This is a genomic window from Endozoicomonas sp. OPT23, assembly GCF_009653635.1.
GTDB lineage: Bacteria > Pseudomonadota > Gammaproteobacteria > Pseudomonadales > Endozoicomonadaceae > Endozoicomonas_A.
This window is the reverse complement of sequence record NZ_PPFD01000002.1, coordinates 60,363-77,162: the sequence shown is the minus strand read 5'-3', so window position 1 is coordinate 77,162 and position 16,800 is coordinate 60,363. Positions and strand designations below refer to the sequence as shown.

Sequence of the window (16,800 nt, the reverse complement as noted above, 5' to 3'; positions counted from 1 at the left end):
CCTATTAAGATCGTGCGCGTTTTCAACAACGTTTGCGCATAGCGAGTGCGTTCACGTGTGGAAAAACCCACAGATTTTGAGCTATAATTGCCTGCTTACGTTTTTTTTCGTCCGGCACTCCACTTTCGCTGTTAAAGGGTTGATATGTCAGCTAACTCGCAACAACAATCCCGACTGAAAGAGCTTATCTCTCGCGGTAAGGAACAGGGATACCTGACTTACGCGGAGGTAAACGACCACCTGCCCGAGGATATCTCGGATCCGGATCAGGTGGAAGATATTATTCGCATGATCAACGACATGGGTATCACAGTCTACGAGACAGCGCCGGACGCTGATACCCTGCTCCTCGCCGAAGCCGACACTGATGAAGCTGCTGCAGAAGAAGCTGCCGCTGCTCTGGCTGCCGTAGAACAGGAAGCCGGTCGGACGACCGACCCAGTACGCATGTACATGCGTGAAATGGGCACCGTTGAACTGCTGACCCGTGAAGGCGAAATCCAGATTGCCAAGCGCATCGAGGAAGGCCTTCGTGAAGTCATGTCCGCTCTTTCTATTTTCCCGGGATCTGTCCAACTTGTTCTGGACGAATACGACCGCATTGTTGAAGAAGAAGGTCGCCTGACCGACTTGATCAGCGGTTACATTGATCCGGATTCCGATCCGATTCCTGCACCTGTCATTCCTCCGGTTGTCGAAGAGAAGTTTGATAAAGACAACTCTGACGACGACGATGATGAAGACGAAGAACCAGGCGGCCTTGATCCGGAAGAAGCTGCCGAACGCTTTGGCGCACTGCGTGACAAGCATGAAGCGGTTCTGACTCTGCTGGAAACCGAAGCATTTGGTACTCAGGTTGTAGTGGCAGCTCAGAAAGAGCTGGCAGAAGCCTTCATGCCGCTAAAGCTGATACCGCGTATCTTCGATATGCTGGTCTTTCGCATTCGTAACACGCTGGATCGTATTCGTAGCAATGAACGCGCCATCATGCAGTTCTGTGTACGACGTGCAAAAATGCCGCGGAAGATTTTCCTGAAAACCTTCCCAAGCAATGAAACCAATCTGGAATGGATGAACGACATCACTTCCGGCAGTGCGGGTTACTCCGAAGCTGTTGAGAAATACCGTGATGAAATTGTCCGCGCTCAGAAGAAACTGATCAGTGCCGAACGTGAGTACGGCTGCACCCTGATTCAGATTAAAGACATCAACCGCAAGATGTCTCTGGGTGAAGCACGCGCCCGTCGTGCCAAGAAAGAAATGGTTGAGGCTAACCTGCGTCTGGTTATCTCTATCGCCAAGAAGTACACCAACCGTGGTCTGCAGTTCCTGGATCTGATTCAGGAAGGCAACATCGGCCTGATGAAAGCGGTAGACAAGTTTGAATACCGTCGTGGTTATAAGTTCTCTACTTATGCTACCTGGTGGATTCGTCAGGCGATTACTCGTTCTATTGCCGACCAGGCCAGAACCATCCGTATTCCGGTTCACATGATTGAGACCATCAACAAGCTGAACCGTATCTCCCGTCAGATGCTGCAGGAGATGGGCCGTGAGCCGACTCCGGAAGAACTGGCAGTACGCATGGAAATGCCGGAAGACAAGATTCGCAAGGTACTGAAGATTTCCAAGGAGCCTATCTCCATGGAAACACCGATCGGTGATGATGAAGACTCCCATCTGGGCGACTTCATTGAAGACGCGACCATTCAGTCTCCAATCGATCGTGCTACCGGCACCGGCCTGAAAGAGTCTACCCGCAACGTTCTGTCTGGTTTGACAGCCCGTGAAGCGAAAGTTCTTCGTATGCGTTTCGGTATCGATATGAACACCGACCATACACTGGAAGAAGTTGGTAAACAGTTTGACGTTACCCGTGAGCGTATTCGTCAGATTGAAGCCAAGGCTCTGCGTAAGCTGCGTCATCCTACTCGCTCGGACCACCTGAGAAGCTTCCTGGACGAATAAGTATTCATTCAGGCAAGTCTAAAAAAGCCGTGCATTGCACGGCTTTTTTATGCTCAGGGATTAGCGGTATGCTGAAAATGCAGGAGCAATTTTCCTGCGATACCATCTGGTGTTTACAAAAACTTTTCACACCCCTCTCTGCCTGTTATAAATACGACACTTATTAAGTAATTCAGTTTGCAGGACGCAAGATGTTAATTTTACCCGCCGAAAGAAAGCTGAACTGGCGAAAACCTCCAGTCATCACCTTGCTGCTGATTATTATCAACTGCGCAGTATTTTTCGGCTATCAACTCAAGGATGGACAAATCTACGAGGAGCTGGCTGAAGATTTTCAAAGCAGCGGCTTTGCTGAACAGGAAGTCAAACTCTACTCTGAGCACCTCAGCAAAACAGACCCGGAAACCTGGGCATCTATTCCACTGGATACCGATATGGGTGAAGAGGTTCTGATCGGCTCTTTACTGCACGATCTCGATTTTGAAAGATCGCTGCGAACCAACCCTGACTTCCCGGGCAGCGAATGGGAAATGTCGCGCATTCTGATTGAGAAAAAAAGAGACAAGGTCAGTTTTGTACAATATGGCTTCAACCCGGCACAACCTTCCTTTATTGACGCCTTTGTCTCCATGTTTCTTCATGGTGGCTTTGGCCACCTGCTGAGTAACATGGTTTTCCTGTTTATCTTTGGCTTTGCTCTGGAAGCAGTCATGGGACGAGGAGCCTATCTTGCCACTTACCTGCTGACAGGGTTTGCAGCGACAGGGCTTTACTGGGCTATGGAATGGCAGAATAACGGTTTTGGTGTTGGCGCTTCCGGAGCTATTTCCGGACTGATGGGTGCCTATCTGGGCGTTTACCGGAATCGGAAGATACAGTTTTTTTACTGGATTGGGCCTTACTTCAATTTCTTCAAAGCACCAGCACTGATCATCTTTCCCATCTGGCTGGGCAAAGAGGTTCTTGGACAGCTACTGGCTTCCGGAAACGTTAACTACTGGGCTCATATGGGCGGGCTTCTGGGAGGCGCAGGTATAGCTTTAATGGCTCGCCCCTGGCTTAACCTCGCAGACGATGAAGTGAAAGAGCCGGAAGAAACGCCTTTAATGAAATCCATCAGACAGTTTGACGGCCTGATGAATGAGCTTCAGTACGATAAGGCTCAAACGTTGATTGAACGCCTTTACCGGGATAATCCTGAAGATACCAACATCATCAAACGTCTCTACACTCTCAGAAAGCGTAAACAGGATAAAAGCTATCACCAGCTGGTTCTGGCCACTATTAAACTGACCAGAAGCCCTGCATCCGATCATCTGATTGGCATGATGGTAAAAGACTACCTGAAGACACCTGTATTGCTTAAAAACGACAAGATAAGTCTTTTCTGGATCAACAGACTACTGACATCAGCTCAGCATGAGGAAGCCTTGCTGCTTATCCAGCACTGTTTTGGCAAGACCGAGAACAGGGAACAATTTCTCCCCGCCCTCAACAAACTGGTGAACCACTATCGAAACAGAAACGAAAAGCAGCATAAAAAACTGCTTGCCATGCTGCACAGCATTAAGGCGAACAAGCTGGAGAAAGCTCCAGCCTGACACCTATATATTGCATAACTGCCTGACAGTTACGCTGTCTGAGTAGCCAGCTTGTCGATAACATGCCGGAAGACTTTTGCTTCTTCCGCTTTCCTGCTGTCCGGGTATTTTTTGATCACATAATCAAGGTATACCCTTGCCTGCTCGTCATTATTCATATTTTCACTGAGCATTTTCGCAACCAGCAGATAGGCCTCAGGGATACCGGCAAAGTCCGGAAAGGTTTTGTGCATATTAAAAAGAAGTCTGAGAGACTCTCTGGCCTTGCCGGTTTCGGATAACGCTTTTGCCAACTTGAATCGATCACTGGCTGTTGCCGGCATATAAGCCTTCAGTCGCTTACGGACTTCAAGATAGATATCCGCCGCCTCATGATCCTTACGAACGATCAGCAATCTCTGAGTGTATTTACCGACAAATTTCTGCAAAATCTCATCAGAAGCAGTCAACATCAACAATTGAAAGAAGCGCTTATTCAACTGAAGATCGGTCGCAGCATTCGTCAGTGCCGCTTTGACGGCTTTTAAAGCCTCCTCTTCACGCCCTTCACGCATCAGAATCAGACTGTCCGCCATAGCCTTGCTCTTACGATAATCTTCCTCGGAAACCTCCCCAAACTCTTCCATCTCTGCGGTATACCCCAGTGTCGCCTGATACTGATAGAGGCAATACCCCATCATGGCGTACATAACAAAGGAGAAGTAGCCTCCAAGGAAGGAAGATGCCGCTACAGTCGCTGGCGAAGGCTCCAGCTGGAAGCCGATAAAATAAGCTGGACCACCAGATAGAACGATAAGGAAGAAGTAGAGCAACAGATAAGGCCAGCCAATCGCCGCCATAACAAAGGCAATTTTGATTGGGTTAATAGCACTGAACAGCGATTGCTCTCGAGCCAGAATCATCGTCGATGCAGGCACCCCCAGCAGCATAAAGAAAAGCGCCGCGAAGAAAGCGATCCAACCCAACGAACCGATAAAGTAGAGTGCTACACCACCAACAAAGAAGATAGCCATCTGCTTAAAGAACAAGCTCAATGCATCCGCTGAAAAAGCATCTTCCAATGATGGCGGTTCCCAGCTTCCGAAACTCACTGCCTCGATAATCTGCAGAGAGTATTTAATCAAAACCGCCATCATAATCAGCGATAGAATTGGCTCCGCCGGGCCAGTGTATGGAGCAAGAAGACCAATAACGACGCTGACGAATAAAAAAGACAGGCTCGATAACTGAACCGGATAGGTAAAAAATTTATTGATAATCTGCCAGAAAGGTTCAGCCGTATGAGCAGCACCCAGGTAGGTCAGCTGTTCATGACACAAGGTGCATGCAGGCTCGTCATAACCTTCTGGCACATTGGGTACACAACAGTCGCCGTAATGTTTCTGACAAGGTTCACAATGCCATATTGCCGCATTGCTCTGATGGTAGTGACAGTGAACTGCCTCGGTCATTCCTGTAATCCTATCCTGCACCACTTCAAAGCTAACCCGTATTCAGGCTAACCTCTGTATGCTTTCGTTTTTGGACAGGTATTGTATCTTGTAAAAAAGGCGCACAGCCATGAACGCAGGAAAGTTTTTATCACTTTGTGACAAAAAATCGTATTTAAAAAGCGGGTTTAGAAAGAAAAACAGGAGCTATAAGGCTCCTGTTTTATATTTGTTAATAATCAGCCACTTAACATAGCTATTTTACTGATTCATTCAGTCAATCAGCTCAGCTGCTCTTTAGTGCGCTCAACTTCTTTCATGCTCAGCTTGATACGACCACGGTTGTCGATATCCAGAACTACAACTTCAACTTCCTGACCTTCTTTCAGGTAGTCAGTTACATTCTCAACACGCTCATCGGCGATTTGAGAGATGTGAACCAGACCATCCTTACCTGGCAGAACGCTAACGAAAGCACCGAAGTCGAGGATACGGGTAACCTTACCGGTGTACAGCTTGCCAACTTCCGCTTCAGCAGTGATGCCGATAACGCGGTCGTAAGCAGCCTGTGCGTTTTCACGGCTGTCCGCAAAAATCTGTACTTTACCGCTGTCGTCGATATCAACAGAAGCGCCAGTGTCTTCACAGATAGAACGGATAGTGGCACCGCCCTTACCGATAACGTCACGGATCTTGTCGGTATCGATCTTCAGAGACATGGTGGATGGAGCGTTAGGGTTCAGCTCAGGACGAGCGTAACCAATAACCTTGTTCATCTCACCCAGGATGTGCATACGTGCACCCATGGCCTGCTCAAGTGCAACTTCCATGATTTCTTCGGTGATACCGGAAATCTTGATGTCCATCTGCAGAGCAGTGATACCTTCAGAAGTACCCGCTACTTTAAAGTCCATGTCGCCCAGGTGATCTTCGTCACCCAGAATGTCGGTCAGGACAGCGAACTTCTCGCCTTCCTTAACCAGACCCATAGCGATACCGGCTACTGGTGCCTTCAGAGGTACACCAGCGTCCATCAGAGCCAGGGAAGTACCGCATACGGAAGCCATGGAGCTGGAACCGTTGGATTCAGTGATCTCGGAAACAACACGGATGGTGTACGGGAATTCTTCCTGAGTTGGCAGAACTGCAGCAACACCACGACGAGCCAGACGACCATGACCGATTTCACGACGACCTGGCGCACCCATACGACCACATTCGCCTACAGAGTAGGATGGGAAGTTGTAGTGCAGCATGAACGGGTCTTTGCTTTCGCCCTGCAGAGCATCGATGATTTGCGCGTCACGGGCAGTACCCAGAGTGGCAGCAACGATCGCCTGAGTTTCACCGCGGGTGAACAGTGCGGAACCGTGAGTCTTCTGCAGAACATCAACTTCTACTGCGATGTCACGAACCGTCTTGGTGTCACGACCGTCGATACGAGGCATACCATTGATGATGTTGCCACGAACAACGTTCTTCTCCAGCTTGCTGAATGATTTTTCAACATCAGAAGTAGCAAATTCGCTGTCGTCACCGGCCAGAGCAGCCAGTACGTCACTGCGCAGAGCGTTAACTGCAGTGTAACGATCCTGCTTGATGATGATCTGGTAAGCTTCACGCATACGACCTTCAAAAGCAGACATTTTTTCTTTCAGAGATACATTCTCTTCCGCAGCAGCCCAGTCCCAACGAGGCTTGCCAACTTCTGCAGCCAGTTCACCAATAGCAGTGATTGCGGTCTGGTATTCCTGATGCGCGAACAGAACCGCACCCAGCATTTCGTCTTCAGTCAGTTCCTTAGCTTCGGATTCAACCATCAGAACAGCGTCTTTGGTACCCGCTACAACCATGTCCAGCTCGGAAGTAGCCAGTGCTTCAAAAGTAGGGTTCAGAATGTAACCCTGCTCTTCATTGAAACCAACACGAGCACAACCAATAGGGCCGTCGAAAGGAATACCGGAGATCGCCAGCGCAGCAGAAGTAGCCAGCATAGCTACCATGTCAGGATCGTTCAGCTTGTCGGTAGACATAACCGTACAAACTACCTGTACTTCATTCATGTAACCTTTCGGAAACAGTGGACGAATTGGACGGTCGATCAGACGGGAAGTCAGAGTTTCTTTTTCGCTCGGACGGGATTCACGCTTCAGGAAGCCGCCCGGGATTTTGCCCGCTGCGTAAGTCTTTTCCTGATAGTGAACGGACAGAGGAAAGAAATCCTGTCCAGGTCTTGCTTCTTTAGAGCCTACTACTGCAGCAAGTACAGAGATATCGCCCATGGTGGCCAGTACAGAACCGGTTGCCTGACGGGCAACACGACCTGTTTCCAGAGTTACGGTCTGGTCACCGATTTGGAACGTTTTAGTTACCGGATTCACACTATTTTCCTGTATCAGAGTGAAATATCATTTTTCAGTATCCGGCCATTGAGGTGTCAGAGATGCAATTCAAAACCCACTGAGAGAACGGCTTCAGGCTATCCAGGGACAGCTGATCAGACAGACTTGGAATTGCACCCTCAAACGACTGAATCAATGTCGACCGGAGTGCTGTGTCATTGAATAACGTGATCAGCAGAATGACTGATCAAAGTTATTCCACCTATTGTAAACAACAGTCAGTAGAAAAGCAGACTATCCTCGTAACTTTTCGTTCCTTTGACTGTCAGCGCATTGATCCACAGCACTTTTCGATACAACAATCAGGAAAGTCTTAGGAACTTATTAAGACCTTCTCCGCAAGAGATCTTCACAAAGTTCTACTGCAGACAATGCAAAACACCGCCAGTCTCCAAAGAAACGGGCGGTGTTTCAAGCAACAAAAAGATCTTTGACCCTTCTGTCTTCTGAAAACTCATTGAACAAAAGTTCCAAAAGTCTTCAGATAGCTTCGACGCAAGTCGTAGCGGCGCAGATTTTAGCGACGCAGACCCAGACGTGCGATCAGAGCGCTGTAACGCTGAACGTCTTTACGCTTCAGGTAGTCCAGCATGCTACGACGCTGGTTTACCATACGGATCAGACCACGACGGCTGTGGTGATCTTTGTGGTTAGCCTTGAAGTGACCCTGCAGACCTTCGATGTTTGCAGTCAGCAGAGCAACCTGTACTTCAGGGCTACCGCTGTCGCCTTCAGTGCGACCGAATTCTTTAACGATTTCTGCTTTCTTCTCAACAGACAAAGCCATGGCTTTAACTCCAGATTAAATATGCATCAACAAAAAATCGGGTACGACCGTGCATATTTACAGTCGTCCTTCAAACCAATATTTATTAGAGCATAACGATTGGTTACAGGATGGGCATTCTAAACCAACCTGCCCCATTATGGCCAGTAGGTTTATTACCACCTGCACAGCAATAAACCCTCAGAAAGCTGGTTCAATAGTGCCATTAAAGCTTGCTGACAGATAATCCTTAATCACTTGAGACTGATAGATTTCTACGAACTTCTTATATTCTGGTTTGTTTTTGTCCTGCTCTCTGGCAGCAATCACCATAACCGCCAGCGGTTCATCTCTGGACTCCAGAAAAATGCCATTCTCCTTCGGGCTCAACCCGGCAGACATGACATAGTTCATGGTAATAGTGGCCGCATCTACATCATCCAGACTACGAGGCAACTGAGCAGCTTCGATTTCAATAAACTCAAGCTTTTTAGGGTTACTGGTAATGTCACTGATGACCGCTTTATGGCCAACGCCTTCCTTCAAGGTTATCAATCCTGCTTTGGCCAGCAGTAACAAACCTCGACCACCATTGGTCGGATCATTAGGAATGGCAATTTTTGCTTTCTCAGGCAAATGTTCAATCGATTGGTGCTGACTGGAATAAACTCCCATTCTCATCAGGATCGATTGCCCCAGAGAGGCCAACTCTGTACCACGACTGTTGTTAAAATAATTCAGGAATGGCAGATGCTGATAGCTGTTCAAGTCGATACTGCCATCGGCCAGTGCTGCATTGGGCGTGATAAAATCAGAGAACTCAACAAGCTCAACCTTCAACCCCTGCTTCTCAGCCTCAATAACAACAGCTTCAATTACTTGAGCGTGAGGCCCCACTGTCGCACCCACCTTGATAGCAGCATTTTCATCACTGCCACAGCCACTTAAACCAGCCACAATAAAAGCAGCGAAAAAACAAATATTTATCTTTTTACAGAACTTCATAATATTCTCATATCAACAACGAAGAGCATTAAGCCATAAGTTCCTGATAATCGTTTTTTACTGACCTCCACGCAAGACTTCTGTCTTATTATGATATTCAGAGAAGTTCTAAGGGAAACAAACAAGAGCAACTGGATAGCCTCTCAACCTCCTCCCACAATCATAAGTTCAGAATCATAAGTTCATAACCACTTTGTTAGCTCTTCTTTCATAAATTATGAAACATATAAGAAAGTATTGAATCAAAGGGTATATATCTTTTTAGAGGCAATATTATGCTGACAATAAACCCCGGAGCATTTTTCGAAGCACTCAGTTCAGCTGACTTTTGCCAGTATGCTTTGCCTGTCAGCTCATTTTTTGGCTACTCTGTCCGTTCAACAGATGGCCATCAAGCCTCACCTGAACCCTCTAGCGAGAGAGAAGGTCGGCGCCCACTCAGCATGCGGAAGGCCACAGCCAGCACTGAAGCTGGCAGCTTAAACAGTCAAGTCACATCCGCTGCGAAAATAACCAAGTCCGCGGAACAACAGAGAATAGAACAGGTCATTGGCCCAAATAATCCTGAATTCGTAAAAGACATTAGCGAAGACCCAACACTCTGCGCCGAGTTCGAAGACGCCATAAAAGTCCTTCCAAAAGACAGAACCATTCCTATGCCTGGAATGAAAAAAGTCAGCACTGCAATCATTACATTTATCAGAGAGACTATTCTCGGAAGCGGTATTGATAGTGAGAGCCAGCGGCTTTACAAGGAACTTATTTCAGAACTGGAACAACTGGAAAGAGAAGGCTTCCCATGGAACAGGAGCTTTATTCTTTCTTATAAAGCTGCACACTACATATCCTTTTTTCAGAAAGACTTTTGCCTTCACCTGAATGAGCATAAGTCGAAGTACCTACCCCACACTACTCTCGGGCATTTAAGCAGAGTTCAGTGGAGCCAGGCTCTTAATGAACCCGACCAGTTTATCCACAGCCTCAAAAAATTATGGCGCGGACGCCATCTAATTTTTTCAAATTCTGTCCAGACAAATTATAAGCCATTAAAGAAACTTGAAGCGCTGCTATTCCCTTGCATTGATGAGATTGGCTTAGTTTTTTTCATTAAAACCTGGTTCTATGGCGTTCATCCTGCAGGGCTCTTCACAGACATGCCAGAGATACTATTTGATGGGGACTGGGGACTTTGTGCCGACTTTTTTGAGCATGATTTAATGCACAGTTCTGGAATAGAGGCGGACCAATGGAAGGCCATTAAGCTCCAGTTTTTATTAGATATATTCAAAGACAATGGATTGCGAAACCCATTAAATGACTTTGATGAGCTAAAAAACATTCAACTACCAGACATCAAGTCATTAGAGCTGGTTTTGGGGCTAGGCATTCATGACATGAGCCTTAACCTGATGAATATAAAGCCGGAAAAAGACATAAAAGAGTTTTTCACACAAGGTGCAAATTGCTTTGCACCAGATTTGCAGCCATTGCCCTCAAAATATGCAAAACCCAATAAAAGAAAAATTAAAGATGCACTGAAGTTTCTCGCCTGCTTGCAGGAAACTCATTTTTGGGACAGTCTCAAAACAAGCATTTCAAGCTACACCTTATTACAGGCAACAACAGCATTTAATCTGAAAGAAAATAGCTCTTTTACTTCGACTCATACAGAAGGCTTATTGAACAGATTTTTTCTTGAAGAAATAAACAAACAGTTCAGAAAAATTGCTGACAATCTTTATCGTAAAGAAAGAGAAAACGACACTGGAACAGAATAAAATAGCAGCCCGGATCAACGACCCGGACCGCCACTCATAATCAGGACTGCTGCTGAATCAGACGCTTAGGCGCTACACGGCCATCATCGTCAATTTCACCAACACCCAAAAAGCGATAAACCTCTTCTCCAGACTCACTGGCTTCCTGACCATAGATACGTACATTGCCTTGAGCGGGTGCCTGAGGAACCTGAACCGCCTGCCCCTGCATAATGTAGAAACTGCTGTTCACACCCAGTTTGATCTGAGGCCAGTCGTTGACAGAGGTATCCAGCGGCAGCAGCAACTGATCCAGTCCGGCATGACCACTACCATCACGCGCTTCTTCCAGCTGCTCCAGAGTATAAGACTGATGCTCGGTATAAGGGCCCGCCTTGATACGATGCAGTTCAGCTACATGCCCCAGACAGCCCAGCGCAATGCCGATATCTTCCGCCAGTGTGCGGATGTAAGTGCCTTTGGTGCACTCCACTTCCAGCACCATTTCATCACCTTCAAAGTCCAGCAATTCCAGACGATGAATAGTGATCTGACGGGCAGGACGCTCAACAGTGATACCCTGACGGGCCAGTTTATAAAGCGGCTCACCATTGTGCTTCAGCGCTGAGTACATGCTCGGTACCTGGTCGATTTCACCACGAAAACGTTCCAGCACACCTTCAACATCAGCACGAGTAACTGTTACCGCGCGCTGCTCGACAACTTCACCTTCACGATCGCCGGTTTCAGTCTGAATACCGAGTTTTACACGAGTCCGGTAGGACTTGTCGGATTCCAGCAGGTACTGAGAAAATTTGGTTGCTTCACCCAGACAGATTGGCAGTACGCCAGTTGCCAGCGGATCGAGAGCACCTGTGTGACCTGCTTTGGCAGCGCCGTACATGCGCTTAACCTGCTGTAGAACATGATTGGAACTGCCACCCAGAGGCTTGTTTACAACCACGATACCATTGACATTACGTCCACGGTTACGTCCGCGTCTGGCCATCTGTTACTCCTCGTTCTGTTTCTTTTGCTCAGCCTGCTCTTTGTCAGCAAGAGTGGTTTGGTAGTCACTGTCACCGGAACGAGCTTTAATAATCAATTCGTTCAGGTAGGCACCGTTGCTCATGCTGTTGTCGTAGCGGAAACGCAACTGAGGCGTGGTACGCAACTTCATGCTTTTTGCCAGCTGACTGCGCAGGAAACCCGCTGCGCTTTTCATTACTTCCAGACCTTCATCGATCTTTTCCTGATCATCAAGACCAAGGAAAGAGATAAAGACATCAGCGAAGCCCAGATCTCTGGATACTTCTACTGCACTGACCGTCACCATACCCAGGCGAGGGTCTTTCATTTCCTGCTGGATCAGCTGCGCCAGATCTTTTTGAATCTGGTCGGCTACCCGTTGGGTACGACTGTATTCTTTAGCCATTGGGAATCGTTTTCCTAAAAGAATATTCCTGTTTAAACAGGCACCTGCTCAACCGGCAGAGCATAACACTCTGTCGAAACAGGTAAGGAATAAGCCGACCATCTACAGCAAGGATGCCGTAGTTGAGCGCCCAGGGAAGGGTTCACAGCGCGTCGGCTTATTCCTTACCTGTTTCGGCAATCTGCTACCTAGCTACTTATTCCAGAAATGAGAAAGCCCGCAGTAAAAACCGCGGGCCTTTTTAATCGCATTTAGCAATCAACGAAAGAGCTACAAGTTACAGAGTACGTTGTACTTCGATGGTCTTGTAAACCTCGATCTTGTCGCCTGGCTTAACGTCGTTGTAGGACTTAACCGCGATACCACATTCCATGCCTTCGCGAACTTCCTGCATGTCATCCTTGAAGCGACGCAGGGATTCCAGCTCGCCTTCGAAGATAACCACGTTGTCACGCAGTACACGGATACGGTCGTTACGGTAAACAGTACCTTCAATAACCATACAACCGGCAACCGCACCGAACTTCGGTGAACGGAATACGTCACGAACTTCAGCAGTACCCACGATCTTCTCACGGGTGTCGGAGCCCAGCATGCCGCCCAGTGCTTTCTTCACATCGTCAATGATGTCGTAGATAACACTGTAGTAACGCAGATCCAGCTCTTCGGTTTCGATAACCTTACGGGCTGAAGCATCGGCACGTACGTTAAAGCCTACGATAACCGCGTTGGAAGCCAGCGCCAGGTTAGCGTCGGTTTCGGTAATACCACCAACACCGCCGGAGATAACCTTAACCTGAACTTCGTCGTTACCCTGCTCTTCCAGGGAACTGATCAGCGCTTCCAGAGAACCACGAACGTCAGCCTTCAGGACGATGTTCAGTGTCTTCTTCTCTTCGGTACCCATGCTGGAGAAGATATTCTCCATCTTCGAAGCTTGCTGGCGAGCCAACTTCACTTCACGGAACTTGCCCTGACGGAACAGTGCAATTTCACGGGCTTTACGCTCATCCTTAACAACGATCAGCTCGTCACCAGCGCCAGGTGTTCCGTCCAGACCAAGGATCTCGACAGGAATGGAAGGACCGGCTTGCTTGATCGGCTTACCATCTTCATCCAGCAGTGCACGAACACGGCCGTATTGTTGACCTACCAGGATGTTGTCGCCTTGTTCCAGCTGACCGGCCTGAACCAGTACAGTAGCAACAGGACCACGACCTTTATCCAGACGGGATTCAACTACAACACCTTTCGCAGGACCTTCAGCAACCGCTGTCAGTTCCAGTACTTCAGACTGCAGTACAACTGCTTCCAGCAGCTCATCAATGCCCTGACCAGTCAGCGCAGAAACGTGCATGAACTGGGTTTCGCCGCCCCAATCCTCAGGAATAACACCGTGGGCAGACAGCTCGTTCTTAACACGATCCGGATCTGCACCTTCTTTATCCATCTTGTTGACAGCAACAACCAAAGGTACGCCAGCTGCTTTCGCGTGAGCTACCGCTTCTTCGGTCTGAGGCATTACGCCGTCGTCTGCTGCAACCACCAGGATTACGATGTCAGTCGCCTTGGCACCACGAGCACGCATTGCGGTAAACGCCGCGTGTCCAGGAGTATCCAGGAAGGACACCATACCGCGCGGTGTATCCACGTGGTAAGCACCAATGTGCTGGGTAATACCGCCGGCTTCACCTGCCTGTACACGACTCTTACGAATATAATCCAGCAGAGAGGTCTTACCGTGGTCAACGTGACCCATTACGGTAACAACCGGTGCACGTGGCACTTCGTCAAAGTCGGAAACATGATCTTCCTGATTTTCAACCAGGGTGTCTTCAATGCTGTCCGCTTTAACCAGCTTAACGTTGTGACCCATCTCTTCTACGACGATGGATGCAGTCTCCTGATCGATAACCTGGTTAATGGTTACCATGGAGCCCATCTTGAACATCACCTTGATGACGTCCGCTGCCTTGATGGCCATCTTGTTAGCCAGTTCGGCTACAGTAATGGTCTCAGGGATGGAGACATCACGAACCACTGGCGCAGTCGGCATAGTAAAGCCGTGACCTGCCATGGATTCTGGCGTGATAGTACGCGTAGTAGATCTTCTGCGACCACCACGATCGTCTCTACGACCACCGCGACCACGTCTGTCACCTGCACCACGACGACCACCATCTCCGCGATTATCATCACGACGATCTTTGTTGCCACCAGGAGCCTTACGAGTACGGCGTTGCTTGCTGTCCGCATCCGGAGCTGGCATTGGCGCAGCTGACGGATCAAAACCTGGTGCGCCACCTGGACGTGCACCACCTGGTGGACGTGAAGGACGATCACCTGTGCGAGCAGGACGATCACCTGGACGCGCTGGACGATCACCTGGACGCGCTGGACGATCACCTGTGCGAGCAGGACGGTCACCGGTGCGAGCCGGACGATCACCTGTGCGAGCAGGACGGTCACCTGTGCGAGCAGGACGGTCACCATCACGAGCTGGACGATCACCTGTGCGAGCAGGACGATCACCTGTGCGAGCAGGACGGTCACCACCGCGATCATCGCCGCGAGTATCGCCGCGAGTATCTTTCTTCTCTTCTTCCTTAACGTAAGTGCGCTTCTTGCGAACTTCTACGTTAACAACTTTCTTCTTGCCGGAAGCGCCACCTGCCACTTTAACCTGGCTAACGGTTTTGCGCTTCAGAGTAATTTTGGCTGGCTCGGCTGTGCCGGTATGGTCGCCATGTGCGCTTTTCAGGTGAGCGAGCAGCTTCTTCTTTTCAGAATCGGACACGACTTCAGAGCCTTTGCTCTTCTTCACGCCCGCGTCACTCATCTGCTGCAACAGTTTTTCGACTGGAGCGCCGACCACCTTCGCGAGTTGCTCTACGGTTACTTCTGCCATTAACACTTCTCCTCTCAGTGGCCCGCTTAGTTACCAGCTTCCTCGAACCAGGGAGCACGCGCCGTCATAATCAGCTCGCCGGCACGGGTCTCGTCCATACCTTCGATGTCCAGAAGGTCATCGATGGACTGCTCCGCCAGGTCTTCCATGGTAATCACGCCACGGCTTGCCAGTTCCACAGCCAAATCCTGATCCATACCTTCCATGTTCAGAAGGTCTTCGGCAGGCTGTGCACCATCCAGTTTTTCTTCTCGAGCAATCGCCTGAGTCAGCAGCTTGTCTTTGGCACGAGTCTGAAGTGTTTCACACACTTCTTCATCCATACCTTCGACTTCCATCATCTCTTCCATTGGCACGTAGGCCACTTCTTCGAGTGTGGTAAAGCCTTCATCAACCAGCAGTTGAGCTAACTCATCGTCAATATCGAGAGAATCAATAAATACTTGCTTAAACTTATCCGCTTCCTTTTCTTGCTTGGCAGCGGCTTCAGCTTCAGTCATTACGTTCAGTTTCCAACCAGTCAACTCACTGGCCAGTCGAACGTTTTGGCCACTACGGCCAATGGCTTGCGCCAGATTATCTTCGTTGACAGCGATATCCATGGTTCGGCTATCTTCATCAACGATGATGGATGCAACTTCTGCAGGTTGCATTGCATTGATTACGTACTGAACAGGCTCATCGTCGTACAGTACGATATCGATACGTTCGTTACCCAGTTCACCAGAAACTGCCTGAACTCGAGCACCGCGCATACCTACGCAGGCACCAACCGGATCAATACGACCGTCGTTGGTTTTCACGGCAATCTTGGCACGGGAACCCGGGTCACGAGCTGCAGATTTGATTTCCAGAGTTTCTTCAGCAATCTCAGGCACTTCGATGCGGAACAGTTCGATCAGCATTTCCGGCGCAGTACGAGACAGCATCAACTGAGGGCCACGGCCTTCAGTGGAAATTTCATTCAGCAGAGCACGAACATGAACACCCATACGGAAGTTTTCGCGAGGCAGGACATTGTCCTTACGCAACACAGCTTCAGCATTGTTACCCAGATCAACAATAATGCTGTCACGGGTGGTTTTCTTAACGGTACCGTTAATCAGGTCACCGATCCTGTCGCGATAGGCTTCTACCATCTGCGCACGTTCGGCTTCACGTACCTTTTGTACGATGACCTGCTTAGCAGTCTGGGCAGCGATACGGCCGAATCCTACGGATTCAACTTCTTCTTCCCAAACACCGCCAATTTCCAGGGACTCATCCTTCTCTTTACCTTCATCGAGGGTAAAGTGCATGCCCGGAAATTCGAAATCTTCGTCGAGCACTACGTGCCAACGACGGAATGTGTCGTATTCACCGCTTTTACGGTCAATCGCCACACGAATATCTACTTCGTATTCGTAACGTTTTTTGGTCGCTGTCGCCAGGGCGATCTCCATAGCCTCGAAGATGACTTCGGGTGGGACGCCTTTCTCGTTGGAAACGGACTCAACGACCAACAGAATTTCTTTACTCATGCTCTGCC

11 protein-coding genes are annotated in these 16,800 nt (G+C 48.8%); 3 read left to right on the top strand and 8 right to left on the bottom strand.

Annotated features, from left to right (window positions below; all coding sequences use genetic code 11):
- Positions 1-144 precede the first annotated feature (144 nt).
- Entirely contained in the window at positions 145-1,968 is a 1,824-nt protein-coding gene (gene rpoD, locus EOPP23_RS02225; RefSeq protein WP_153764360.1) for an RNA polymerase sigma factor RpoD, read from the top strand.
- A 191-nt stretch (positions 1,969-2,159) separates the two neighbouring features.
- Positions 2,160-3,569: a rhomboid family intramembrane serine protease gene (locus EOPP23_RS02220; RefSeq protein WP_153764359.1), complete on the top strand. Its 1,410-nt coding sequence runs from the start codon at positions 2,160-2,162 to the stop codon at positions 3,567-3,569.
- Between the two features lie 29 nt (positions 3,570-3,598).
- Here EOPP23_RS02220 and EOPP23_RS02215 read toward each other — a convergent pair whose 3' ends face one another.
- The 4 genes from EOPP23_RS02215 to EOPP23_RS02200 form a co-directional block, all read right to left on the bottom strand.
- Positions 3,599-5,020 carry a hypothetical protein gene (locus EOPP23_RS02215; RefSeq protein WP_153764358.1) on the bottom strand — a complete coding sequence of 474 codons (1,422 nt, stop codon included), beginning with the start codon at positions 5,018-5,020 and terminating at the stop codon, positions 3,599-3,601.
- Positions 5,021-5,280: 260 nt separating this feature from the next.
- On the bottom strand, positions 5,281-7,380 hold the full coding sequence (gene pnp, locus EOPP23_RS02210) for a polyribonucleotide nucleotidyltransferase (RefSeq protein ID WP_370514585.1): 2,100 nt from the start codon (positions 7,378-7,380) through the stop codon (positions 5,281-5,283).
- Between the two features lie 538 nt (positions 7,381-7,918).
- Entirely contained in the window at positions 7,919-8,188 is a 270-nt protein-coding gene (gene rpsO, locus EOPP23_RS02205) for a 30S ribosomal protein S15 (RefSeq protein WP_153764356.1), read from the bottom strand.
- A gap of 180 nt (positions 8,189-8,368) precedes the next feature.
- Positions 8,369-9,172: a MetQ/NlpA family ABC transporter substrate-binding protein gene (locus EOPP23_RS02200; RefSeq protein WP_153764355.1), complete on the bottom strand. Its 804-nt coding sequence runs from the start codon at positions 9,170-9,172 to the stop codon at positions 8,369-8,371.
- Positions 9,173-9,447: 275 nt separating this feature from the next.
- On the opposite strand from EOPP23_RS02200, the gene EOPP23_RS02195 reads away from it, so the two are divergent.
- Entirely contained in the window at positions 9,448-10,950 is a 1,503-nt protein-coding gene (locus tag EOPP23_RS02195) for a hypothetical protein (protein WP_153764354.1), read from the top strand.
- Positions 10,951-10,990: 40 nt separating this feature from the next.
- On the opposite strand, the gene truB is transcribed toward EOPP23_RS02195, so the two are convergent.
- From truB to nusA, 4 genes are all read right to left on the bottom strand, one after another.
- Complete coding sequence (gene truB / locus EOPP23_RS02190) at positions 10,991-11,938, bottom strand: tRNA pseudouridine(55) synthase TruB (RefSeq protein ID WP_153764353.1); 948 nt, start codon at positions 11,936-11,938, stop codon at positions 10,991-10,993.
- A 3-nt stretch (positions 11,939-11,941) separates the two neighbouring features.
- Positions 11,942-12,364, bottom strand: coding sequence for a 30S ribosome-binding factor RbfA (gene rbfA / locus EOPP23_RS02185; RefSeq protein ID WP_153764352.1), 423 nt, complete (start codon positions 12,362-12,364; stop codon positions 11,942-11,944).
- Between the two features lie 277 nt (positions 12,365-12,641).
- Complete coding sequence (infB, locus tag EOPP23_RS02180) at positions 12,642-15,272, bottom strand: translation initiation factor IF-2 (RefSeq protein WP_153764351.1); 2,631 nt, start codon at positions 15,270-15,272, stop codon at positions 12,642-12,644.
- A 26-nt stretch (positions 15,273-15,298) separates the two neighbouring features.
- On the bottom strand, positions 15,299-16,792 hold the full coding sequence (gene nusA / locus EOPP23_RS02175) for a transcription termination factor NusA (protein WP_153764350.1): 1,494 nt from the start codon (positions 16,790-16,792) through the stop codon (positions 15,299-15,301).
- Between the last annotated feature and the right edge of the window lie 8 nt (positions 16,793-16,800).